This is a genomic window from Paenibacillus taichungensis, assembly GCF_013359905.1.
GTDB classification, from domain to species: domain Bacteria; phylum Bacillota; class Bacilli; order Paenibacillales; family Paenibacillaceae; genus Paenibacillus; species Paenibacillus taichungensis.
Genome location: NZ_JABMCC010000104.1, coordinates 43,540 through 65,542, shown reverse-complemented (window position 1 = coordinate 65,542; position 22,003 = coordinate 43,540). Strand labels below are relative to the sequence as shown.

Sequence of the window (22,003 nt, the reverse complement as noted above, 5' to 3'; positions counted from 1 at the left end):
TTGCTGAATGCTTGGAGGAACATAACTACATGCTGCATAAATTCAAAAAAATAGACTATTCGATTGTTTTTATATTGCTCATTCTGATGGTCATTAGTATCTTGTCGATCTACAGTACTACCTTCGGCAGACCGAAATGGGAAGCCTTCCCCAAAAGAGCCGTAATATTTTACATTATAGGTTTTATCGTCTTTTTCGGGATGTCCATGATCAACTACAAAGTGATTATTAAAAATTATCTATACATCTACGCGGTAGGCATGATTTTGCTTATCCTGGTCATGTTTATCGGTCAGGAGTATTACGGTGCTCAAGGATGGTTATCCATATTTGGTCTGAGCTTGCAGCCTGCGGAGTTGTTCAAGCTATGTCTGATTGTCTTCCTGTCAGCGCTTCTGGCGAGGAAGAAAAACAGGCCGTTGTTTTTTGGACGAGATGTCATCCCGATTTCACTCTGTGTGCTTCCCCCGTTGCTGCTCGTCTTGCTTCAAAATGACTTGGGGAATGCACTGAGTTATGTCGTTATCCTGGTAGGGCTTCTCTGGATAGGCAATATCAAATTCACGCATGCCCTGATCGGTTTTGTCATAGCCGTGGCCGCTTTGATCGGTGGGACACAAGCCTATATTCATTACCATGATGAAATTGTAAAATTTCTGAAGGACATTGGTCGCTCTCACTGGGCAGATCGTTTCGACCCTTGGCTTGTACCGGATCAGACGTCAAGGGACGTGCTCTGGCAGACCTACAATGCCAAGTTGGCTATAGGTTCTGGAGGTATTAGTGGTAAAGGATACATGGAAGGTACCACGATTCAGTCGAATCGGGTGCCGCTGGCCTACGCGGACTCGATCTTTGTGCAGATTGGTGAAGAATTTGGTTTTGTTGGAGCATCGGTGTTGCTGCTGCTCTACTTTATCTTGATCCACAGGCTGGTGCTGATTGCACTGGAGTGTAAGGATAGGGCAGGGCCATACCTGATTGTCGGTATTATAGCGATGCTGCTCTACCAGATCTTTGTCAACATTGGTCCGTTCATTGGTCTGATGCCGCTGACAGGGATTACACTGCCGTTTATCAGTTTCGGGGGAACCTCGCTTGTGCTCAACATGCTTAGTATGGGACTTGTGATGAGTATCAAAGTGCATACAGAAGAGAACGAGGATATACTCGGTTCCTCAGAACAGCCAAGCATTACGGAACTGGTATTGAAATTATTTAGACGCAAATCAACACAGCAGGAGCAATAGTTTTGATCCTAGGCCAGACTCTTTGCAAGTGAATACGATATAAGCTAACCCTGGAATCAACAGATTAGAGCAAGATGGATCTGTGGGTTTCAGGGTTTTTCGTTATTTATTTGACGGATTTCCAATTTGTCTTCCAATTCTATACAATGGTAATATTAAAGACTAATGGAAATAATTATTGGGTATTAAACCTCAGGGGGATATGTGGGAACATGCTGAGAATGCTGAAGAAGATGGATGGGGTTATTCTGTTTGTGTTGTTGCTGCTTATGGTCATGAGTGTATTTACGGTGTACAGTGCGATTCAGTCCGATCCGAAATTGGGCAATCATCATATCAAAACCTTGCTGTTTTACGGGATTGGATTCCTAGCCATCATCGGTATTGGATTAGTGAATTATAAACTGTATATCCAATATGCATTTTATATTTACGCAGTGGGGATCATTCTACTGGTTCTTGTCAACTTTATTGGCGGACCTATTAATAATGCGAATGGCTGGATAAAGATTAATGATTATCTTTCTTTTCAACCGGCAGAATTGTTTAAAATGATCTTAATTCTGTTTCTAGCTCATTTATTGGTCAAAAGAAAAAATTCTACGCTTCATTTCTGGAAAGATATCGTGCCCATTGGTTTATGGACGTTCGTTCCCTTTGCACTCGTAATGATTCAGAATGACCTGGGCAACGCCCTCGGATACATCGTGATTCTGGTTGCTGTGTTATGGATAGGGAATATCAAGTGGTCTCATGCATTAATTGCTCTTGCTATTGTGGGAATCACCTTTTTTGGATTCGTCAAAGCATATACGTCGTATCACGATGAGATTTTTACCTTCTTGGAAAAGGCGAACAGGGAGCATTGGGCCGAGCGAATTGATCCCTGGCTTGTACCGGATAAAGCAACGTCGAAAGCTTCCTGGCATACGAAAAATGCGGGTCTCGCCATAGGCTCGGGAGGCATAACAGGCAAAGGTTACATGCAGGGCACATCCGTCCAATCGGGGCGTGTACCGTATACATATTCGGATTCCATTTTTGTGGTCATTGCTGAGGAGTTTGGTTTTGTAGGTGGATCTGTTCTGCTCTTAATGTATTTTATCCTCATTCATCGTATGGTGTTAATCGCATTACAATGTAGAGATAGGGCAGGACCTGTCGTGATTGTAGGGATTATCGGCATGTTGTTATATCAGGTATTTGAAAATATTGGCGCTTTCCTCGGGCTGATGCCGCTTACGGGCATTACGCTACCGTTTATCAGCTATGGGGGCACCTCGTTGCTTATTAATATGGCTTGTATCGGGCTGGTGATGAGCATTAAATTGTATGGTCAGGAAGACGAGGACGAGCTTCTTATGGGAGAACAACGACCTACCTTGCTGGAACGTTTATGGAGTATGGTCAAAAAGGAAAAGACAACAGCGTGAACTTAAACTTTGGTATGATTCAACTCTGCCTTGGACATCCATCTTCCCAAGGGTGTTGGAGTATGTTATGGAGCAGTAAGTGATTTGTGTGCTAGTCCGATCTTTGCCTGTGGCTGTCAGGTGAAGGTCTTTTTTTGTTTTTAAAATAGATGTGAATTTGTAACTTTGGAAGAATGACAAATTTAATTTTTATTGACAAATATTTCAATTCTGTATTATCCTAATTTTAACTAGATTATATCAGTAACTTGCCCGCCTACTTATACACTCTACACGTTAGACAGTAATCAATACTTTGAAAGTGGGTTATGAACCTACTCCTCATCCATACACCCAGTCATGCCAATGATGAATGTAACCGTAATTCGCTGGTGTATTCTTCCCTAGATTATCAAAATATTTCAGCTATAAAGATCCTTTGATATCCCATTGCCCTTCAGCTTAATGTACTATGATCCTATTTAAGTTAGCCTACTTTTATCTGCGAATCTATTTATTCCATCCATGATTTTCTGCGAACCAGATTTCTTTTTCTCATAAATGAAATCGATTACATTTAATTGTAAACGCTTCCTTTGATTCTAATTTGATTGGGAAAGAGAGGGTGAAAAGGCGATGTGGATCAACAAACATAGTCTTTCAGCGGCATTAACGAGAGAAGTAGTAGGGAGTACAGGGCGTGATCCTCCTGCTAACCAAAATGTAAGGGTGCTGCTGAATTCCTAAAATTAAAACCCCAAAGGAGAGTTATATAATGAACCTAAATCGAGTTGGTACGATCCCTTCATTTGTAAAAGTGTTCATGCTCTTGTTTTTATCTTTTGCACTAACTGTTTCAACATTTGCCATCGGACCAGCGAAACAAGCTGACGCAGCTCCTCTTCCGAAGAAAATTATTGCTTATGTGGCTGGTTGGGCCAACTGGACCGCGAATGATATCAAGGCAGAACAGCTCTCTCATATCAATTATTCCTTCGCTCTCATCTCTAACGGCAAAGCAACAATTACAAATTCAGATCGTACCAAACTGCAACTGATGGTTGGATTGAAATCCAGAAACCCTGATCTGAAGGTGTTATTGTCTGTTGGTGGCTGGGGAGCTAACGGTTTTTCAGACGCTGCGCTAACGGACGCCTCACGCACAACCTTTGCTGACAGCATTGTGCAACTGGTAACCTCCAACAATTTGGATGGCGTCGATCTAGATTGGGAATATCCGACCAACCCTGCTGCTGGTACAACTGCGCGGCCACAGGATAAACAAAACTTCACACAACTGCTCTCGAAGGTGCGGGAGAAGCTGAATGCTCAAGGACAGATTAATGGCAAACAATATCTGCTGACCATTGCCGCCGGAGCGAGCAGCAGTTATCTGAACGGTGTGGAGATCAATAATATCACGCCTCTGCTCGATTGGATCAATCTGATGACTTACGATTTTCATGGAACCTGGGATGCAACCACTGGGCATCATACGAATCTGTCCGGAAGAGATATTAGTGTAACGTCTGCGGTCAATCTGTTCAGAAATAGCGGTGTTCCCGCGAACAAACTGGTCATTGGCGGAGCCTTTTATGGCCGGGCCTGGACTGGGGTTCAGAATTCGAACAATGGTTTGGACAGGCCCGGTTCAGGTGGTTTTGAACCCGACTACAACACTATTGTCAGCCAGTATTTGAATAAAAACGGATATACACGATACTGGGACAGCAGTGCCCAAGCTCCTTATCTGTTTAATGGAAATACCTTTATCTCCTATGATGACCCGCAATCACTCAGCCTGAAGGTGCAATATGTGAAAAACAGCAATCTGGGTGGCATCATGTTCTGGGAGTACAGCAATGACCGCTCAGGTGCGCTGCTTCAGGCTGTATATTCAGAGGTTACGGGTGGGGGCACGGTGCAGCCTCCAAATCCAAGTGGGTACAACTATCTTGTTGCTCAAGCCAATCAGCAAATCGTCTCTGCTGATAATCAGGGCAATGACCAGCTTGTCGCAAATCGGACGACGGCAGGAGACTGGGAGCTTTTTGAATGGATCACGAACTCCGATGGAACGATATCCCTCAAGTCCAAAATCAATAATAAATATGTCACAGCAGATGTTAATCTGGGTGGTGCCCTGATCGCAAAAGCCACAACCATTCAGCAATGGGAGAAGTTCAATCGTGTAGATTTGGGTGATGGAACAATTGCATTGCAGGCTCTCGCCAATAACCTGTATGTGACCTGTGATCTGAATAACGGCGGTAAACTTGTAGCGAGCCGCAATTCGGTTGGCGGGGCTTGGGAAGCTTTCCGGGTGAATAAATAACCGAGAAGCCGAGAAGCAAGGGTATTCAAACAGCATGCTAAATGGAACATCAAGGCTAGGATAGAGTTTTAGATTAATCAAAGAAGTGCCAGCCGAAAAGTGTTCCATAGGCAGGCGCTTTTTTGACTTTTCGCCAGTTTCATGAGGGAGATAATAGTCCTTTCGTTTTAAGTCTTACCCGCCTATTAAAATTTTAGTAGATTTGTAATCTAGCAGGTTTACTTCCGTCTCTTCCGGGCATACTGATAGACATGAGAGAGTTACAGGGATCATGATCACGGGAGCCGAGGGGGAGAATGGAATGAGCAGAAAAATCGTGAAACAAATTGGACTTATAATTGTATGTCTTATGATGATTATTATGATGTGGGAAGGTCAGAAAACCGATGCAGCTGTGGCGGCCACAGCGATTCCGGAACAATCCATTCGTTTGCGTATTCTCGCAAACTCGGATGCAGCGGGAGATCAGTTGGTCAAACGCGAGATTCGTGACGCCGTCGTTGCCCAAATGAATGAGTGGGTAACCGAACTGGAGAATCCGCAAAGTTTGGAAGAAGCGCGTGGGGTCATTCGTCAGCATCTATCTGAAATAGAGGATCGTGTGGGAGAAGAGCTTGCCAATCGTGGCTTAACCTATTCATATCAGGTGGAACTTGGGGTGGTTCCGTTTCCAACCAAATTATATGGCGGCACCGTATATCCTGCTGGAGATTATGAAGCAGTGCGGATAACACTGGGAAAGGGTGAAGGGCAAAACTGGTGGTGTGTGTTGTTTCCACCATTATGCTTCATAGATGCAGGAACAGGTGATGCACTGGCGAAGCCTTCAACAGCAACAGCATCAGCAGCTGCTGAGCCTGGGGACGCACAAGCATCTGTTCAGGCAGCTACACCGGAAGCACGTTTCTTCCTGTGGGATATGGCGATCAAATTATGGGATTGGGTATCGGGATTGTTTGCATAACATGGTGCTAGATATAAACTTTATTAGGGGGACTTCGATTCAGGGAAGTGCCCTTTTGTTTTATTATGGGTTCGAGTCAGAGACTATGTGATGTTAATCGCTGGTAAGATTCAGACCGCATCCTCGGGCAGAGCAGATATGTTATAATTATAGGAATCAGAAAATATAAGCGAAGAAGGCATCGCGGAAGTGGGATGTCTTGCATTAACTACCCTACTGAAGTTTAGGAATGATGGATATATGATGAGAGAAAACGAGCAATTGCATCAGTCTTCCATGAAAGGTATGGAGAACGATGAAAGTACAGAGAAAATGGTTACAAGTATGTGGGATGTCAATGTACTGGTAACCAATGAGAACAAGGATGAGGCGGCAAAAGGGAGTGCGTATAAACAGGCTCTTGCTGACCTACAGGATGCTGCAGCCTGTCTTCGTCAAGGGCAGACCGTGGCATTCCCAACCGAGACGGTATACGGTCTGGGTGCAGACGCTCGCAGTACAGCTGCGGTGGAAGCTGTATTTGCAGCCAAGGGGCGGCCTTCAGACAATCCGCTGATTGTTCATATTGCACAGCGTGACCAGTTGGATTCACTGGTCACGGAAGTGAATGGCACAGCGGAGGCTCTGATGGCAGCCTTCTGGCCGGGGCCGCTTACGCTTGTGCTGCCGGTTAGGCCTGGGGCGGTATCCCCGCGGGTTACCGCCGGTTTGGACACGGTGGCCGTGCGGATGCCGGATCATCCGGTGGCTTTGCAGTTGATCGCGGCGGCGGAATGCCCGGTTGCCGCGCCGAGCGCTAACCGCTCCGGGCGGCCAAGCCCGACCCTCGCTGCACATGTGAGCGAGGATCTGGCAGGCCGCATCGGCGGCATCGTGGACGGCGGCCCCACCGGGGTGGGCGTCGAGTCCACGGTGGTGCAGGTCGGTGACGACGGTACCGTCACCATCCTGCGCCCTGGCGGCATTACGGCGGAACAGCTGTCCGCCGTTGCCGCCCGTGTCGCCACGGACCCGGCGCTGCTCGCCGAGGGGCCCGGTGGCGATGATAGCCCGGCGCCGCGCTCGCCGGGCATGAAGTACACGCACTACGCGCCCACAGGTGCGCTGTGCGTGGTGGAGGGGCCGCCCTCAGCGGTGGCGGCCTGGATCAGCGCCGCCCTCGTAGAGGCGGCGCAGCGCGGGGAGCGCACCGCGGTGCTGGCGTTCGCCGAGCACGCGGAGCACTACCGCGCCGATGCCGTGTTCTCGCTGGGCGAAGCCAGCGAGCTGGAGGAAGCAGCGCGCCGGCTGTACGCCGCGCTGCGCAGCTGCGATGAGCAGGGGGCCACATATATTGTGGCTGAAGCCTGCTCGCGCGAAGGGCTGGGAGCAGCCGTCATGAACCGGCTGCTCAAGGCGGCAGGTCACCGACTCATTCAGGTCGGTAACCGATAGCCCCCTTTTTCCATCGCTATGAATACTTCCCCTTGGCACCCGCCCTCTAGCCACGACTAGCCATTCATTTTTTGAATGCCAGCCATGCAAAAAGCCTTATCAGGTCATGTTTGTGTTCTTGTCCGCATATGGTGTACAAGAACCTTTACGTGACTTGGGGGTATGGGGATGTGGGATGTGTCTGCCCATGTTGGGCAGTTGGTAACCATTTTGATTATGGCCGTCGCTCTCGGACTCGACGCGTTCTCACTCGGTATCGGGATTGGCATGAAGGGTATTCGTCTGAGAGACGTATTGCGAATCAGTACCGTAACGGCCCTGTTTCACATCATCATGCCACTCATCGGTATGTATACGGGCAAATACGTCAGTTCCCTGCTTGGTGACATTACGACGTATGCAGCTGGCGGTCTGCTGGTCCTGCTCGGTGCCCATATGATCTTGAACGCTTTCCGGGAGGGAGACACCAAACTGGTGGATCATCGATCTTTGCTCGGTGTGATACTGTTCTCACTGAGTGTCAGTGTAGATTCGTTTTCCGTTGGAGTCTCGCTCGGCATGTTCAGCAGTGACTTGGTGTTAACAGTACTGGCTTTTGGTGTCTGTGGTGGAGCGATGTCCGTTATGGGTCTGCTGTTGGGACGGCGTGTGAGCCAAAACATGGGCGATTACGGGGAAGCGGTTGGCGGAGCGATCTTGCTCGCTTTTGGACTTTTGTTTATATTTTAAAAAACGACGTTAACCATGATTACAGCCTAGTGCAGTCTTCAATATATAGTTAAGAGGTTCATTTGTTCAGATTTGGTTTCAAACATGATTCGACAACATTTGCAAAATGGGGAGGCTAACCACAATGAAACATATTTTGTTTGTATGTACAGGGAATACATGTCGCAGCCCCATGGCGGAGGGACTTTTACGTAAACTGGCGTCTGAGCGGGGCATTCAGGTGGACGTTCGTTCCGCAGGTGTAGCCGCCACAACGGGCATGCCGATTTCCCGTCATGCGGAGGCCGTATTAAGGGATCACAACGTGGAGGGACCACCTCATTCGACGCTACTTAGCTCCAACCTGGTCGGTTGGGCCGATCTGATCCTCACGTTGACACGCAGTCATAAACAGCATGTTATGCAGGTTTTTCCCGACTCTGTACACAAGACCTATACCTTGAAAGAGTATGTGGAAAATGATGAACAAGTCCTGAATGATCTTCAGGAATTGGACAGCCTGTTTGCGACATTGGAGATGAAACGTGCGCTGGGTCAGGAGATTTTGGCATCTGAACGTGAGCGGGCAATCGAGATCAGACAGCGTATTCCGAGTTTTGATATTTCGGACCCGTTTGGCGGCAGTCGCGACGATTACAACATCGCTGCGGCAGAGATTCGGACCGCGCTCGACAGACTTTTGGACAAGCTGGGTTAATTGGATTCGTTTAATCATTCCAGCTACCGGTGGATTACCATATAAAAAAAACGTACACGGGATGTAAATTACCCGTTGATTTTAAACGCAGGTTGTTTTATGATGGATGGGAAAACAGGGATCCGGTGTAACTGGCGACGAAGTGGGCATAACCACGATGGAGCACCGGAACAAACGGCCGGTCGCCTGGGCAAAAGAGCAATTCTGCGTTACCCGCAGACTGCTCTTTTTTTCGTCTTTCATCTGATTATTCGCTATAATAGTACCTGAAATGCCATGCAAGAATACCAAGGGCACCAAGAGGAAGCCGGGCATGATTTTATCGGGAGGCGATAGGATGACTATTGAATTAGATTCGGAACAACCCGGATTGCATGAACAGACCGCATCCATTCTGCGTGAACTGGCGCTTGCCGGACAGCTTGGAACTGGACAGATCGTTGTGATCGGTACAAGTACAAGTGAAGTCGCAGGCAAACGGATTGGTACAGGCGGTGCGGTTGAAGTAGCGCAGCAGCTTCTTGCGGGTATACGCGAGGTGCAGCAGGAGTTCGGTTTTGATGTTGTATTCCAATGCTGTGAGCACCTGAACCGTGCACTGGTTATGGAGCGTTCACTGCTTACACGTCTTGGATTGACTGAAGTGGGTGCAGTACCTGTGCCCAAAGCAGGTGGTTCCATGGCATCCGCAGCGTATCGCTCGCTGACCGATCCATGCCTGGCTGAACATGTGCAGGCCCATGCGGGACTGGATATTGGGGAGACGATGATTGGCATGCATTTGCGGCATGTGGCAGTACCCTTCCGCACAGCACTCCGCTACATCGGTGATGCCCGTGTAACTACAGCATTGACTCGTCCAAAGTTGATTGGTGGCGAGCGTGCAGTGTATCGTATGGAAGAGCAACCAGATTCGACATTTTGTGACTAACGTATAAACCGAAACGATTGGTTACACTCCTGACTTCGATTGCATCACCATCTTACGATCGCTGTTATCCCCAGATTTTTTGAATCTCTTATATAAGGGGAAATCCGGTGATAAAGGCGAACGCTCTGCTTCTCCAGATTGGTGTTGCACTCTCCGTTTTCGTGTAAACATGATTTCGCTTTATAACTTCACTTATAACTGGAGGAATTTAATCATGGAACAATTGCGCAAGAATGACCCGGCAGTACTGGAAGCGATGAATCTTGAACTAAAACGTCAACAAAACAACATTGAGCTGATCGCGTCCGAGAACATCGTAAGCGAAGCGGTTATCGAGGCAATGGGATCTGTACTTACCAACAAGTACGCTGAAGGATATCCGGGCAAACGTTACTATGGTGGTTGTGAGCATGTTGATATCGTAGAAGATATCGCGCGTGATCGTGCCAAAGAATTGTTTGGAGCAGAACATGTGAATGTTCAACCTCACTCCGGTGCACAAGCGAACATGGCAGTATACCTTGCGGCTCTGAAACCAGGTGATACCGTTCTGGGTATGAACCTTGCGCATGGCGGACACCTCACACATGGTAGCCCGGTTAACGCTTCCGGATTGCTGTACAATTTCGTGGCATACGGTGTACAAGAAGATACATTCCTGATTGATTATGATGAAGTGCGCAAAGCGGCATTTAAACATCGCCCTCGTATGATCGTTGCAGGTGCAAGTGCATATCCGCGTACCATTGATTTTGAAAAGCTTGCTTCCATCGCTAATGATGTAGGTGCTTTGTTCATGGTGGATATGGCTCACATCGCAGGACTGGTTGCTGCAGGCTTGCATCCAAGCCCGGTTCCACATGCGCATTTCGTAACGACAACTACACACAAAACGCTGCGTGGACCTCGTGGTGGTATGATTCTGTGCCGCAAAGCTTGGGCAGCAGCGATTGATAAAGCGGTATTCCCGGGTTCCCAAGGTGGACCTCTGATGCACGTGATTGCTTCCAAAGCGGTAGCATTTGGTGAAGCATTGCAACCTTCGTTCAAAACGTATGCACAAAACGTGGTAAAAAATGCACAAGTATTGGCTGAAACACTGATTGCTGAAGGATTGAACATCGTATCCGGCGGTACAGACAACCACTTGATGCTGATCGACACACGCAGCGTGAATATCACAGGTAAAGAAGCCGAGCATGTACTTGATTCCATCGGCATTACCGTGAACAAAAATGCAATTCCGTTTGATCCAACTAGCCCGTTTGTAACGAGCGGTATCCGTATCGGTACACCTGCTGCTACTTCGCGTGGTATGAACGAAGAAGCAATGGTAGCTATTGGTAAAATCATTGCTAAAACATTGAAAAACCCTAAAGATGCAGCTAAATTGGACGAAGCCCGTGCTGAAGTAACGGCACTTACGGACCAATTCCCACTGTACACTGACCTTAAATACTAAAAAAAACTTGCTCATGGTGTTTGTATTTGAGATGTTCTTATGTAAACACTTAGACGGAGCAGACAGAATGAAGACGTAGCGTTCGCCTTTATCCCCGGATTTCCCCCTTATTAAAGGGGTTCAAAAAAATCCGGGGATAACAGCGATCGAAGGGTCATTCTGTTTGCGGAGCATCATTGTGTTTACATGCATTTCATCATCTCAACTGACATAACAGCGAGAGCAAAAAGGACCGGAAGACTCATTTTTCCGGTCCTATTTTTATAGGATTCGGTTTTCTGTAATGATTGAGTGCCCTTTGATGGTGTAATTCGGTGTAGGTGATGATATAATATACAGGATTTATCGGGGCCTATGAATGATGATTAGGCATATTTGGTAATGCTGAACATGAAGAACATACCGGAGGGACAAATTAGATGGGAAAATTAGTAATATGTGATCACCCTTTGATTCAACACAAACTGACGTTTATACGCGACATGCGTACGAATACGAAAGATTTTCGTGAATTGGTGGATGAAGTGGCAACACTGATGGCTTATGAGATTACAAGAGATGTTGAGCTGGAGACTATTGATGTACAGACACCAGTAGCTGAAACACAAGGAAAAGTCATTTCTGGACGTATGCTTGGGCTGGTTCCGATTTTGCGTGCAGGCCTTGGAATGCTGGATGGTGTTGTTAAATTGCTGCCAGCGGCAAAAGTTGGACATGTAGGTTTGTTCCGTGACCCGGAAACCCTGCAACCTGTTGAGTACTACACCAAGCTGCCTACGGACGTTACAGAGCGTCAGTTGATTGTCATCGACCCGATGCTGGCAACTGGCGGTTCTGCCATTGCTGCTATTGACGTGCTCAAAAAACGCGGCTGCACGCAAATCAAAATGATGAACCTGGTGGCAGCTCCTGAAGGAGTGAAAGCTGTTCAGGATGCGCATCCGGATGTAGACATCTACGTTGCTGCACTGGACGACCGTCTGGATGATCACGGCTATATTGTTCCCGGACTGGGAGATGCAGGAGACCGTCTATACGGCACTAAATAAGCATATCGCATGCTTGTAATCGGAACTTATAGAAAAGGGGCTTTGCTTCAATGTCCAAGAAAATTAAAGTCATGACGATATTCGGGGTGCGCCCGGAAGCCATCAAGATGGCTCCGCTTATTTTGGAACTGCAGAAACATCCCGAATCTATTGAATCGATCGTTTGCGTTACTGCACAGCATCGTCAGATGCTGGATCAGGTTCTTGAAGTATTCAATATTCATCCAGACTACGATCTGGATGTGATGAAAGATCGCCAGACGCTGAATGAAATTACAATTCGTGTGCTGGGAGGCCTGGAGCCGGTTTTGCGTGAAGCAAAACCGGATATCGTGCTGGTTCACGGTGATACGCTGACAACGTTTGTAGCCAGCTATGCTGCGTTCCTGCAGCAGATCCAGGTGGGGCATGTGGAAGCAGGTCTTCGCACATGGAACAAGCTCTCACCATACCCGGAAGAAATGAATCGTCAGTTAACCGGAGTGCTTGCTGACTTGCATTTTGCGCCTACGGACTGGTCGTCTTCCAATCTTGCCAAAGAAAATAAATCGGAGTCTAGTACGTATGTCACAGGCAACACGGTAACAGATGTGTTTCAATATACAGTACGGCAGGATTACACACATCCGGTACTAGATTGGGCACAGGGCAAGCGTCTTGTGCTGATGACAGCTCACCGCCGTGAATCCCAAGGCGAGCCTCACCGTAACATTTTCCAGGCCGTCAAACGGATTGCCGACGAGTTTGAGGATATTGCCATCGTGTATCCGGTGCATCTGAGTCCTGCTGTGAAGGAGCCGGCTCACGCGATTTTGGGGAATCACCCCCGTATTCAACTTATTGATCCACTAGACGTGGTGGATTTGCATAACTTTTACCCGCATACTCACTTGATTTTGACAGATTCAGGCGGTTTGCAGGAAGAAGCGCCTTCGTTTGGTGTGCCTGTTCTTGTCCTTCGGGATACAACGGAGCGCCCGGAAGGAATTGAGGCTGGAACACTGGAGCTGGTGGGTACCGAAGAGGAACGTGTTTATGAGCGGACCAAAGCTCTGCTTACAGACGAAACACTGTATGCAAGCATGAGTCAGGCTGCCAATCCGTATGGTGATGGACATGCTTCGGAAAGAATTGTCAATGCGATTTTGCATCATTTTGGTGTGAATAGTGAACGTCCGGAATCATTTCACAGAAAATTCAAAAAATAATTCATTTTTTCTGATGGATTAATAAAGGGTACAGCATACAGTTAAACTGTACGGTTTACGCGGGTTTATGGGCTCTGATGGCCTGTAATCCCGTCGTTTTCCCCTTTAAAACGCTAAAATCATTCAATTGACAAAGGCTCTCATCATTCAGTAAAATTAACTGGGATTGCAAGGGTGGCGTGGAAAATGGCCGATTCGAACAAACCAAATTCATCCCGTAACCATGATGATAATGTGTGGAAAGCAATGGGGCTCGTGACAGCTTTTGGAATCGAGATTGCCATTCTCGCTGTTGCCGGATATTACGTTGGCTCCTGGTTGGACAAGACCATCGGGGGTAGCGGAATATGGATCGCCGTAAGCGTTCTCTTTTTTTTGGCAGCAGGCGGCGTAAGCATCTACTTTATCGCGAAAAAATTCATGGGGGAAAGTGATGAGTGAACTAACCAGATACCGCAGAATGATGACTGTTTTCATCATGTACTTTCTTATGATTTGTTTTCTCGCAGCGGCCTTTATGCCACGTGTGGAGACAATTGCTTTGGGACTGGCCCTGGGTACAGGAATTAGCTGGATCAATGCATTTTACCTGGGCTTCAAAGTAAGGAAAATGTCTGATGATGCGGCAGAAGGTAACTTGAAGCGTGTGAACCTGGGATTTTTGACAAGAGCGGCACTCGCAGTGCTCGGTATCTTCATATCGATGCGCTTTCCGCAGTACTTCAATACATATGCGGTTGCAGGCGGTCTGGTCATTGCACAATTTTCCTTACTGATTATAGGGATCGTCTATTCCCGCAGAGCAGAATGATGTTAGGTGCTGCAGCTTTCAAGTCGAGAAAGGGGTGAGAAAAATATGCATGAAGCTCCAATTATTATGCTTGGCGGATTTCGACTGGATCTATCGGTTCTGTTGATGCTGGTGGTTACAGGTGCACTTGTTTTCATTTTTGCTGTACTGGCAACACGTAGATTATCCGTTGAAAATCCCGGCAAGCTGCAAAATTTTATGGAGTGGGCAGTAGAATTCGTCCGCAATCTGATTTCCAGCACGATGGATATGAAGAAAGGGAAACATTTTATCTCTCTCGCTCTTTCCATGATTATGTTCATTTTTGTAGGTAATATGCTAGGTCTTCCGTTTCAGGCGGTTACTGAAGTTACGGAGGTTAGTCAGGCGCAGGTATTCAATCAACCGATTGTCACTGCTGTTGATGCGTTTAACGAAGCGCATGCCAAGGACCCTGAAGCACATCCACACGTTGAACTGGCTTGGTGGAAATCACCGACAGCCGACTTGTCTGTAACGATGGGACTGGCACTCGTAGCATTCCTGGTATCTCATGGACTCGGATTGTTCCGTAACACAAGAGGATATCTCCAGCATTATCTTAAACCGTTCGCCTTGTTCTTGCCGATCAACCTGATAGAGACGGCATCCAAGCTGCTGACACACGGAATGCGTTTGTTCGCGAATATTTTCGCGGGCGAGGTACTGATTACAACGATCCTGAAGCTGACCACGTTCAAAGTGTTTGGTGCCATTGCAGCGATTCCGTTGCTTATGGTGTGGCAGGGCTTTAGTATCTTTATCGGCGCAATCCAGGCATTTGTTTTTGTAATCTTGATGATGGTGTACATTTCACAAAGCATCGAGACGCATGACGAACATTAAGTTTCAAGCCCTACGAAGATTTCTTCACCAGGCTGAACAATAAAAAATTCGATTTAACATTTTAAGGAGGATATACAAATGGGAGCAATGGCATTAATCGCAGCAGCAATTGTTGCAGGACTGGGCGCGTTTGGCGCAGGTATTGGTAACGGTATGGTAATCAGCAAAACGGTGGAAGGTATCGCTCGTCAACCGGAAGCGAAATCCACTCTTCAAACAACAATGTTTATCGGGGTAGGTCTGATCGAAGTATTGCCGATCATCGGTGTGGTACTGGCGTTCATGTTCTACGGTATGGCTTAATTAAATCGATACAGGTTTGGCGGGGAAGGCCATAGCCATCCGCGCCTTCTTTTTAGGTAATGTCCGTTCTAACGGATGACGTTTCAAGGATACCTCCAGGAAGGAGTGAACAGATTGAGTTTCTTATGGGAAAATACGCTTCTTGCGATTATTGCATTTGCAATTTTATATTGGCTGCTTAGCCGTTATGCTTTTGGGCCTTTGTTCTCCATTATGGAAAAACGTCGTGAACTCGTGATGACGCAGATGAATGAGGCTGCTCAGACTCGGGAACAGGCCATTGCCTATGTGGAGGAACAAAAACAAGCTCTGGAGCAAGCGCGCAAAGATGCTTACGACATCATTGAACAGTCCAAACAAACGGGCGGTAAACAAGCCGAATCGATTTTGGCTGATGCGAAAGCAGAAGCTAATCGTCTCAAAGACGATGCTGTACGTGAGATTGAGAGTGAGAAGAACAAAGCGGTCGCAGCGCTTCGCAGCGAACTGGGTACAGCTTCCGTTCAAATCGCTTCCAAGTTGATCAAAAAAGAAGTTGAGAACGGTCCTGCACAAGAGGAACTTGTGAACCAATACCTCAATGAGGTAGGAGGCCGACAATGAGCCGCGATACGATAGTTGCCAAGCGTTATGCGAAAGCATTGTTCGAAGTTGCTCTCCAGCAGCAGCAGGTACTTGAAGTTGAACAGGAACTGCGTGTGGTTGTCAGTGCATTGACCGGGGATGCTGATATCGAAAAATTCATCGTATCTCCCAACATCTCGGACGAAGCAAAGCAGAATGTCCTTCATTCAAGCCTTGATGGAAAGGTGTCCGAGCCTGTCCTTCGCACGGTTCTGCTGTTGATTGAGCGCGGACGCGTTGAATTGCTGGAAGCTTTGCTGAATGATTATCTGAAGATCCAAGGCGAGTCGCTCGGCATAGCTGATGCGCGCGTCTACTCGACTTATGCATTGAATGATGAAGAAAAAGAAGCGGTTGCCCGTGAATTCGGAGGCCGTGTGAATAAAAAGATTCGTATCGAGAATTTTGTTGATCCGACTCTGCTGGGCGGATTGAAAGTCGCCATTGGCGATACGATCTATGACGGCAGCTTGGCTGGCAAGCTCGAACGTCTTGAGCAGTCTTTTAACAGACGAGTACAGTAGATTGGGGTGAGGACACTTGAGTATCAAACCAGAAGAAATCAGTACATTAATTAAGAGCCAGATCGAACAATACAAAACCGATATCGATGTAGTCGAAGTCGGGACAGTTATTGAGGTCGGTGATGGTATTGCTCGTGTATACGGACTTGAGAACGTAATGTCCAACGAGTTGGTTGAATTCCCAAGCGGTGTTATGGGACTCGCCATGAACGTGGAAGAGAGCAACGTTGGTGTCGTTATCCTGGGACCTTACTATGATATTCGTGAAGGCGACCAAGTAAAACGTACCGGTCAAATCATGCAAGTGCCTGTTGGCGAAGCATTGATTGGACGCGTTGTTAACCCGCTCGGTATTCCAGTGGATGGCAAAGGGCCAATCGCTACAACGGAATTCCGTCCGGTTGAAGGTAAAGCACCAGGCGTAATGGATCGTAAATCAGTTCATGAGCCGATGCAAACAGGGATCAAAGCCATTGACGCAATGGTTCCAATCGGTCGCGGACAACGTGAGTTGATCATCGGTGACCGTCAAACAGGTAAAACATCAATCGCAATTGATGCGATCCTGAACCAAAAAGGTAGCGGCATGAAATGTATCTACGTTGCTATCGGACAAAAACAATCTACAGTTGCACAAGTCGTAGAAACTCTTCGTCGTAAAGGCGCAATGGAGTACACGATTGTTGTAACTGCAGCAGCATCTGATCCATCACCATTGTTGTACATCGCACCGTATTCCGGTTGTTCGATGGGTGAGTACTTTATGTACAAAGGTGAGCACGTGTTGGTTATCTACGATGATTTGACCAAACAAGCTTCCGCATATCGTGAACTCTCCTTGCTTCTTCGCCGTCCACCGGGTCGTGAGGCTTATCCGGGTGATGTCTTCTACTTGCACTCCCGTTTGCTGGAGCGTGCAGCGAAGCTGAATGATGAGCTTGGTGGTGGTTCTTTAACCGCACTGCCGTTCATTGAAACACAAGCTTCCGACGTATCTGCTTACATTCCGACGAACGTAATCTCCATTACGGACGGACAAATCTTCTTGGAAGCTGACTTGTTCAATGCTGGACAACGCCCGGCGATCAACGTAGGTATCTCCGTATCCCGTGTTGGTGGTTCTGCTCAGATCAAAGCGATGAAAAAGGTTGCAGGTTCCCTGCGTCTCGACCTCGCTCAATATCGTGAGCTTCAAGCGTTCTCCCAGTTCGGTTCCGATCTGGATAAAGCGACTCAGGCCCGCCTGAATCGTGGTGCTCGCATGATGGAAATCCTGAAACAGGGTGTGAACCAGCCTTTGCCTGTAGAACAACAGGTTGTCAGCTTGTACACAGCGGTTAAAGGATTCCTAGATGAAATTCCTACAGGTGATGTGACTCGTTTTGAACAAGAATTCCTCGCGTTCATGGAGAGCAGCCATCCTGAGATTCTTCAATCCATCCGTGATACTAAAGAATTGACTGCAGACAATGAGAATGCTCTGAAGGGCGCTATCGAGAAGTTCAGAAAGAGCTTTTCTGTCTCCGTCTAAATAGATGATATGCAGTTGCGGAGTTGTTTAACCGATTCCGCATGTCTGCATGTGTAACTTTGGCTCCGCCAAAGGTAAGATTATGCTTACGAAGTAGTTTTGACTACGTCAAAACTTGAAGGTGGTGAAATCATGGCAAAAGGCATGCGCGAAATAAAGCGGCAAATTAAAAGCGTACAAAGCACCAAGCAGATCACCAAAGCAATGGAGATGGTTGCTGCTGCAAAACTGCGTAAAGCGCAGGAAAAAGCGGAAGCAGCTCGTCCATATTCGGAGAAACTGAAAGAAGTTGTGGCTAGTATTGCATCAAGCACGCAGGGAATTCAACATCCGATGCTGGAGAGTCGTCCGGTCAAAAAGACAGCTTATCTAATCATTACATCGGACCGTGGTCTTGCGGGTGGTTACAATGCAAATATTTTGCGTCAGGTCAATCTGACACTCAAAGAAAAACACAACTCTCAGGATGACTACGAATTGTTCGTCATAGGGCGTAAAGGACGCGATTATTTTAGACGGCGCGAAATTGCGATCGCATCCACTACAACGGATCTATCCGATTCACCAGCATTTGCAGATATCAAATCTATTGCACACGAAGCTGTTCAAGGATTTGAGCTGGCTAAATTTGATGAATTGTACATTTGTTATAACCGCTTTGTGAATGCGTTGACCCAGATTCCTACGGTAGAAAAACTTCTTCCGATGGAAACACCTGAGGTAACTGCTGCGGAAGGACCGACGGCAAGCTACGAATACGAGCCTTCAGCTGAAGCTGTACTGGAAGTTTTGCTACCGCGTTATGCGGAAACGCTGATCTACGGTGCACTTCTGAATGGTAAGGCGAGTGAGTTGGGTGCCAAAATGACTGCGATGGGTAATGCAACCAAAAATGCATCGAAACTCATCAACGATTTGTCATTGACCTATAACCGTGCTCGTCAAGCGGCGATTACGCAGGAGATTACGGAAATTGTGGCAGGTGCCAACGCAGCACAAGGCTAACCGTTTTTTATTAATGAAGGCTTGCAGTGCAGAGATAACAGAGAACGGAACTTTATTTCTGCAAAACTAGCAGGCTTGTAGGAGGGGAACGTTAAGATGAACAAAGGACGCGTTGTGAGCATCATGGGTCCGGTTGTTGACGTCGAGTTTGATCGCGGCGGTCTGCCGGAAATCCTCAATGCCATTACGATCACTACAGTAAGCGAAAGCGGCGTAAGTGTGAATCTGACACTCGAAGCTTCGAAACATCTGGGTGACAACCGGGTACGTTGTATCGCGATGTCCTCCACGGATGGTCTCGTTCGTGGTATGGAAGCCGTAGATACAGGAGCTCCAATCTCTGTACCTGTTGGGGAAGCGACACTGGGTCGTGTATTTAACGTACTCGGCGAAGCTATTGATACTGGCGGCACTGTAGCTGCTGCACATAAAAATCCGATTCACCGCTCGGCTCCTGCATTTGATGAACTGACTACCCAAGCTGAAATGCTGGAGACAGGAATCAAAGTTATCGACTTGTTGGCTCCTTACGCCAAAGGTGGTAAAATCGGTCTCTTCGGTGGTGCCGGTGTAGGTAAAACCGTAACGATTCAGGAATTGATCAACAACATCGCACAAGAACACGGCGGTATCTCCGTATTCGCAGGTGTTGGTGAGCGTACACGTGAAGGTAATGACTTGTATCACGAGATGAGTGATTCAGGCGTTATCAACAAAACAGCAATGGTCTTCGGACAAATGAACGAGCCTCCAGGCGCACGTCTTCGTGTAGCCCTCACAGGTCTGACCATGGCGGAATACTTCCGTGATGAAGAAGGCCGTGACGTGTTGCTCTTTATCGATAACATCTTCCGTTTCACCCAAGCAGGTTCAGAAGTATCTGCCTTGCTCGGACGTATGCCTTCCGCGGTAGGTTACCAACCTACGCTGGCAACGGAAATGGGTCAACTGCAAGAACGTATCACTTCGACCAAAAAAGGTTCGGTAACGTCCATCCAGGCCATCTACGTACCAGCGGATGACTATACTGACCCGGCTCCAGCAACGACGTTTGCCCACTTGGATGCAACGACGAACCTGGAACGTAAAATTTCAGAGATGGGTATCTACCCTGCGGTAGATCCGTTGGCATCCAGCTCCCGGATCTTGTCCCCTGAAGTTGTAGGCGAAGAGCATTACAACGTAGCTCAAGGCGTTAAACGCATCTTGGCGCGTTACAATGAATTGCAGGATATTATTGCGATTCTGGGTATGGATGAGTTGAGTGAGGAAGACAGAGCACTCGTTTACCGTGCTCGTAAGATTCAACGTTTCTTGTCCCAGCCTTTCCACGTTGCTGAAGCATTTAACGGTATTCCGGGTAAATACGTTCCGGTTAAAGAAACGGTGCGCAGCTTTAAAGAAATTCTCGAAGGCAAGCACGACGATCTTCCGGAAGCAGCTTTCCTCTTCGTGGGTACAATTGAAGAGGCAGTGGAGAAAGCCAAAACACTGGTATAATCTGAATCCAGGATTGTCCTTAGAAGCGAGCTATCCTTCGGATAGTTTCAGGAGGGATGGAATTGAGCACCTTTTTGTTGGAAATCGTAACACCTGAGCGTCTGGTATATTCAGAACAAGTGGATAGTATCACGGCTCGTGGTATTGAAGGGGAGCTGGGCATTCTGCCAGGCCATATCCCTATGGTTACACCTTTACAGATCGCACCGATCTATATCAAAAACGGAAAAGAAAGCAAACGCGTCGCTATTGGTGGCGGGTTTATCGAAGTCCGTAAAGATAAGGTTGTTGTGCTCGCAGAAAGTGCCGAATTCCCGGAAAATATCGATGTGGACCGTGCGCGTGCGGCGAAAGAGCGGGCAGAACGCCGTCTCAGCAGCCAAAGCAATCAGGACCATTTTGATCACCGCCGGGCAGAGATTGCTCTGCAAAAAGCGGTTAACCGGATCAACGTATACGGCAAATAAACTACTCATCGGAGCCTGGCGGCTTAGTCTGCCAGGCTTTTTTGAGTTTTTGGAGTGTTATCTTTTCCAATTACAGTAAACTATATGGACATTATCTGCGGTTGAAGTACTTGATTTAACGGCAAATAAAGTTAATTGCATTCACCGTTTATGGGCAGTTGAATAGAATGTAGGACTAAAGTCGTGTCGATAATGATCACTGTTGGAACCATTTTTAACGACGGAAATCTGAATTATTTCCGAGGAAATGACAGGATCGATATCGAAATAACGCTCTTTTATGTCGTTTTAGTCACAAAATCCCGGCATTTTGAATTTAAAATATTATCGAAGTGGAAATCAATGTAATTGACAATGTATGATGAAAGAGCCTATATTCCATAGAGTCAGCAGATGCAGGAAGCTGCGTTGATGAATTCCATAGTCATTCACAGCCAGATTGTTGCTGCTCCGGATTGGGCATCCAGATTTCCTGCATGGCAGGAGTAAGTCTGACAGTAGGCTCGGTATGTTGTGTTCAAGTCATTCCATTGTTCTAACAAGTTATGGATGCCAGGCATAATTATGCTGATCGCTGCAACAAATGTGGAGGTAATGAATATATGGATACTGACCTGACGAATCAGTTGAACCAGACATTAAGTACGAATGGCTTAGTCTCAATTATCGTCTCTCTTTTATGTATAGCGTTGTCGTGGTGGGCTTTGCAGAATCTCAAGCTGGATTTAATCATCAGGCAGCCACGAGGAGCACAGGGAAGACTGTTACATTTACTGTTGGCCATTATACTTGGGCATGCTGTTTCAGGCTTTGTCATTGACTATTTGTCATGGACACAAATGTTGCGCCATTTGTTTTAATGTTGAGATGGTTGGTTAATCATCTGTTAGGTTCTTCAAGCAG

General features: G+C 47.2%; 22 protein-coding genes and 1 riboswitch. All 22 genes read left to right on the top strand.

Annotated features, from left to right (window positions below):
• The first annotated feature begins 29 nt into the window (after positions 1–29).
• The 22 genes from HP548_RS08655 (at position 30) to HP548_RS08545 (ending at position 21,960) form a co-directional block, all read left to right on the top strand.
• A complete protein-coding gene (locus tag HP548_RS08655) occupies positions 30–1,250 on the top strand; it encodes an FtsW/RodA/SpoVE family cell cycle protein (protein ID WP_076287580.1) in 1,221 nt (406 codons plus the stop codon).
• 212 nt (positions 1,251–1,462) lie between these two features.
• Positions 1,463–2,683, top strand: coding sequence for an FtsW/RodA/SpoVE family cell cycle protein (locus tag HP548_RS08650; RefSeq protein ID WP_076287581.1), 1,221 nt, complete (start codon positions 1,463–1,465; stop codon positions 2,681–2,683).
• Between the two features lie 754 nt (positions 2,684–3,437).
• Positions 3,438–4,997 carry a glycosyl hydrolase family 18 protein gene (locus tag HP548_RS08645; RefSeq protein ID WP_246317988.1) on the top strand — a complete coding sequence of 520 codons (1,560 nt, stop codon included), beginning with the start codon at positions 3,438–3,440 and terminating at the stop codon, positions 4,995–4,997.
• Positions 4,998–5,298: 301 nt separating this feature from the next.
• The gene (gene spoIIR, locus HP548_RS08640; RefSeq protein ID WP_099857619.1) at positions 5,299–5,961 is read left to right on the top strand and encodes a stage II sporulation protein R; all 663 of its coding nucleotides are present in this window, start codon (positions 5,299–5,301) and stop codon (positions 5,959–5,961) included.
• A gap of 324 nt (positions 5,962–6,285) precedes the next feature.
• Entirely contained in the window at positions 6,286–7,395 is a 1,110-nt protein-coding gene (locus HP548_RS08635) for an L-threonylcarbamoyladenylate synthase (protein ID WP_409347647.1), read from the top strand.
• 168 nt (positions 7,396–7,563) lie between these two features.
• Positions 7,564–8,124 (top strand): manganese efflux pump MntP, encoded by a 561-nt coding sequence (locus tag HP548_RS08630; protein WP_076287585.1) that lies wholly within the window; start codon positions 7,564–7,566, stop codon positions 8,122–8,124.
• Positions 8,125–8,248: 124 nt separating this feature from the next.
• Complete coding sequence (locus tag HP548_RS08625; RefSeq protein WP_076287586.1) at positions 8,249–8,821, top strand: low molecular weight protein arginine phosphatase; 573 nt, start codon at positions 8,249–8,251, stop codon at positions 8,819–8,821.
• A gap of 117 nt (positions 8,822–8,938) precedes the next feature.
• Positions 8,939–9,020, top strand: a riboswitch (ZMP/ZTP riboswitch).
• A 138-nt stretch (positions 9,021–9,158) separates the two neighbouring features.
• Entirely contained in the window at positions 9,159–9,752 is a 594-nt protein-coding gene (locus HP548_RS08615; protein ID WP_076287587.1) for a TIGR01440 family protein, read from the top strand.
• Between the two features lie 214 nt (positions 9,753–9,966).
• Positions 9,967–11,214, top strand: coding sequence for a serine hydroxymethyltransferase (locus tag HP548_RS08610; protein ID WP_175381407.1), 1,248 nt, complete (start codon positions 9,967–9,969; stop codon positions 11,212–11,214).
• 419 nt (positions 11,215–11,633) lie between these two features.
• Complete coding sequence (gene upp / locus HP548_RS08605; protein ID WP_053782842.1) at positions 11,634–12,263, top strand: uracil phosphoribosyltransferase; 630 nt, start codon at positions 11,634–11,636, stop codon at positions 12,261–12,263.
• Positions 12,264–12,313: 50 nt separating this feature from the next.
• Entirely contained in the window at positions 12,314–13,471 is a 1,158-nt protein-coding gene (gene wecB, locus HP548_RS08600; protein WP_076287588.1) for a non-hydrolyzing UDP-N-acetylglucosamine 2-epimerase, read from the top strand.
• Between the two features lie 186 nt (positions 13,472–13,657).
• Complete coding sequence (locus HP548_RS08595; RefSeq protein ID WP_076287589.1) at positions 13,658–13,912, top strand: AtpZ/AtpI family protein; 255 nt, start codon at positions 13,658–13,660, stop codon at positions 13,910–13,912.
• Complete coding sequence (locus tag HP548_RS08590) at positions 13,905–14,282, top strand: ATP synthase subunit I (RefSeq protein ID WP_076287590.1); 378 nt, start codon at positions 13,905–13,907, stop codon at positions 14,280–14,282. The genes HP548_RS08595 and HP548_RS08590 overlap by 8 nt, the downstream gene beginning before the upstream one ends.
• A 45-nt stretch (positions 14,283–14,327) precedes the next feature.
• Entirely contained in the window at positions 14,328–15,146 is an 819-nt protein-coding gene (gene atpB / locus HP548_RS08585; RefSeq protein WP_076287591.1) for a F0F1 ATP synthase subunit A, read from the top strand.
• A 78-nt stretch (positions 15,147–15,224) separates the two neighbouring features.
• Positions 15,225–15,449, top strand: coding sequence for a F0F1 ATP synthase subunit C (atpE, locus tag HP548_RS08580; RefSeq protein WP_017691934.1), 225 nt, complete (start codon positions 15,225–15,227; stop codon positions 15,447–15,449).
• Between the two features lie 114 nt (positions 15,450–15,563).
• Positions 15,564–16,052 (top strand): F0F1 ATP synthase subunit B, encoded by a 489-nt coding sequence (atpF, locus tag HP548_RS08575; RefSeq protein WP_175381406.1) that lies wholly within the window; start codon positions 15,564–15,566, stop codon positions 16,050–16,052.
• On the top strand, positions 16,049–16,597 hold the full coding sequence (locus HP548_RS08570; protein ID WP_076287592.1) for a F0F1 ATP synthase subunit delta: 549 nt from the start codon (positions 16,049–16,051) through the stop codon (positions 16,595–16,597). The genes atpF and HP548_RS08570 overlap by 4 nt, the downstream gene beginning before the upstream one ends.
• Before the next feature lie 16 nt (positions 16,598–16,613).
• Entirely contained in the window at positions 16,614–18,128 is a 1,515-nt protein-coding gene (gene atpA / locus HP548_RS08565; RefSeq protein ID WP_076287593.1) for a F0F1 ATP synthase subunit alpha, read from the top strand.
• A gap of 132 nt (positions 18,129–18,260) precedes the next feature.
• On the top strand, positions 18,261–19,133 hold the full coding sequence (gene atpG, locus HP548_RS08560) for an ATP synthase F1 subunit gamma (protein WP_076287594.1): 873 nt from the start codon (positions 18,261–18,263) through the stop codon (positions 19,131–19,133).
• Between the two features lie 96 nt (positions 19,134–19,229).
• The gene (gene atpD / locus HP548_RS08555) at positions 19,230–20,633 is read left to right on the top strand and encodes a F0F1 ATP synthase subunit beta (RefSeq protein ID WP_024632716.1); all 1,404 of its coding nucleotides are present in this window, start codon (positions 19,230–19,232) and stop codon (positions 20,631–20,633) included.
• A 62-nt stretch (positions 20,634–20,695) separates the two neighbouring features.
• A complete protein-coding gene (locus HP548_RS08550; RefSeq protein ID WP_076287595.1) occupies positions 20,696–21,100 on the top strand; it encodes a F0F1 ATP synthase subunit epsilon in 405 nt (134 codons plus the stop codon).
• Positions 21,101–21,702: 602 nt separating this feature from the next.
• Positions 21,703–21,960 carry a DUF1146 family protein gene (locus HP548_RS08545; protein WP_062321714.1) on the top strand — a complete coding sequence of 86 codons (258 nt, stop codon included), beginning with the start codon at positions 21,703–21,705 and terminating at the stop codon, positions 21,958–21,960.
• Positions 21,961–22,003: the final 43 nt, after the last annotated feature.

What these genes read in the sequence shown, in the direction of transcription:
- HP548_RS08635 (WP_409347647.1), top strand. Translation starts at nt 6,286, where the DNA reads ATGTGGGATGTCAATGTACTGGTAACCAATGAGAACAAGGATGAGGCG.
- atpE (WP_017691934.1), top strand. Translation starts at nt 15,225, where the DNA reads ATGGGAGCAATGGCATTAATCGCAGCAGCAATTGTTGCAGGACTGGGC.
- HP548_RS08655 (WP_076287580.1), top strand. Translation starts at nt 30, where the DNA reads ATGCTGCATAAATTCAAAAAAATAGACTATTCGATTGTTTTTATATTG.
- HP548_RS08615 (WP_076287587.1), top strand. Translation starts at nt 9,159, where the DNA reads ATGACTATTGAATTAGATTCGGAACAACCCGGATTGCATGAACAGACC.
- HP548_RS08595 (WP_076287589.1), top strand. Translation starts at nt 13,658, where the DNA reads ATGGCCGATTCGAACAAACCAAATTCATCCCGTAACCATGATGATAAT.
- HP548_RS08545 (WP_062321714.1), top strand. Translation starts at nt 21,703, where the DNA reads ATGGATACTGACCTGACGAATCAGTTGAACCAGACATTAAGTACGAAT.
- HP548_RS08645 (WP_246317988.1), top strand. Translation starts at nt 3,438, where the DNA reads ATGAACCTAAATCGAGTTGGTACGATCCCTTCATTTGTAAAAGTGTTC.
- HP548_RS08625 (WP_076287586.1), top strand. Translation starts at nt 8,249, where the DNA reads ATGAAACATATTTTGTTTGTATGTACAGGGAATACATGTCGCAGCCCC.
- HP548_RS08570 (WP_076287592.1), top strand. Translation starts at nt 16,049, where the DNA reads ATGAGCCGCGATACGATAGTTGCCAAGCGTTATGCGAAAGCATTGTTC.
- HP548_RS08610 (WP_175381407.1), top strand. Translation starts at nt 9,967, where the DNA reads ATGGAACAATTGCGCAAGAATGACCCGGCAGTACTGGAAGCGATGAAT.
- HP548_RS08630 (WP_076287585.1), top strand. Translation starts at nt 7,564, where the DNA reads ATGTGGGATGTGTCTGCCCATGTTGGGCAGTTGGTAACCATTTTGATT.
- HP548_RS08650 (WP_076287581.1), top strand. Translation starts at nt 1,463, where the DNA reads ATGCTGAGAATGCTGAAGAAGATGGATGGGGTTATTCTGTTTGTGTTG.
- HP548_RS08590 (WP_076287590.1), top strand. Translation starts at nt 13,905, where the DNA reads ATGAGTGAACTAACCAGATACCGCAGAATGATGACTGTTTTCATCATG.
- atpD (WP_024632716.1), top strand. Translation starts at nt 19,230, where the DNA reads ATGAACAAAGGACGCGTTGTGAGCATCATGGGTCCGGTTGTTGACGTC.
- atpG (WP_076287594.1), top strand. Translation starts at nt 18,261, where the DNA reads ATGGCAAAAGGCATGCGCGAAATAAAGCGGCAAATTAAAAGCGTACAA.
- spoIIR (WP_099857619.1), top strand. Translation starts at nt 5,299, where the DNA reads ATGAGCAGAAAAATCGTGAAACAAATTGGACTTATAATTGTATGTCTT.
- upp (WP_053782842.1), top strand. Translation starts at nt 11,634, where the DNA reads ATGGGAAAATTAGTAATATGTGATCACCCTTTGATTCAACACAAACTG.
- atpB (WP_076287591.1), top strand. Translation starts at nt 14,328, where the DNA reads ATGCATGAAGCTCCAATTATTATGCTTGGCGGATTTCGACTGGATCTA.
- wecB (WP_076287588.1), top strand. Translation starts at nt 12,314, where the DNA reads ATGTCCAAGAAAATTAAAGTCATGACGATATTCGGGGTGCGCCCGGAA.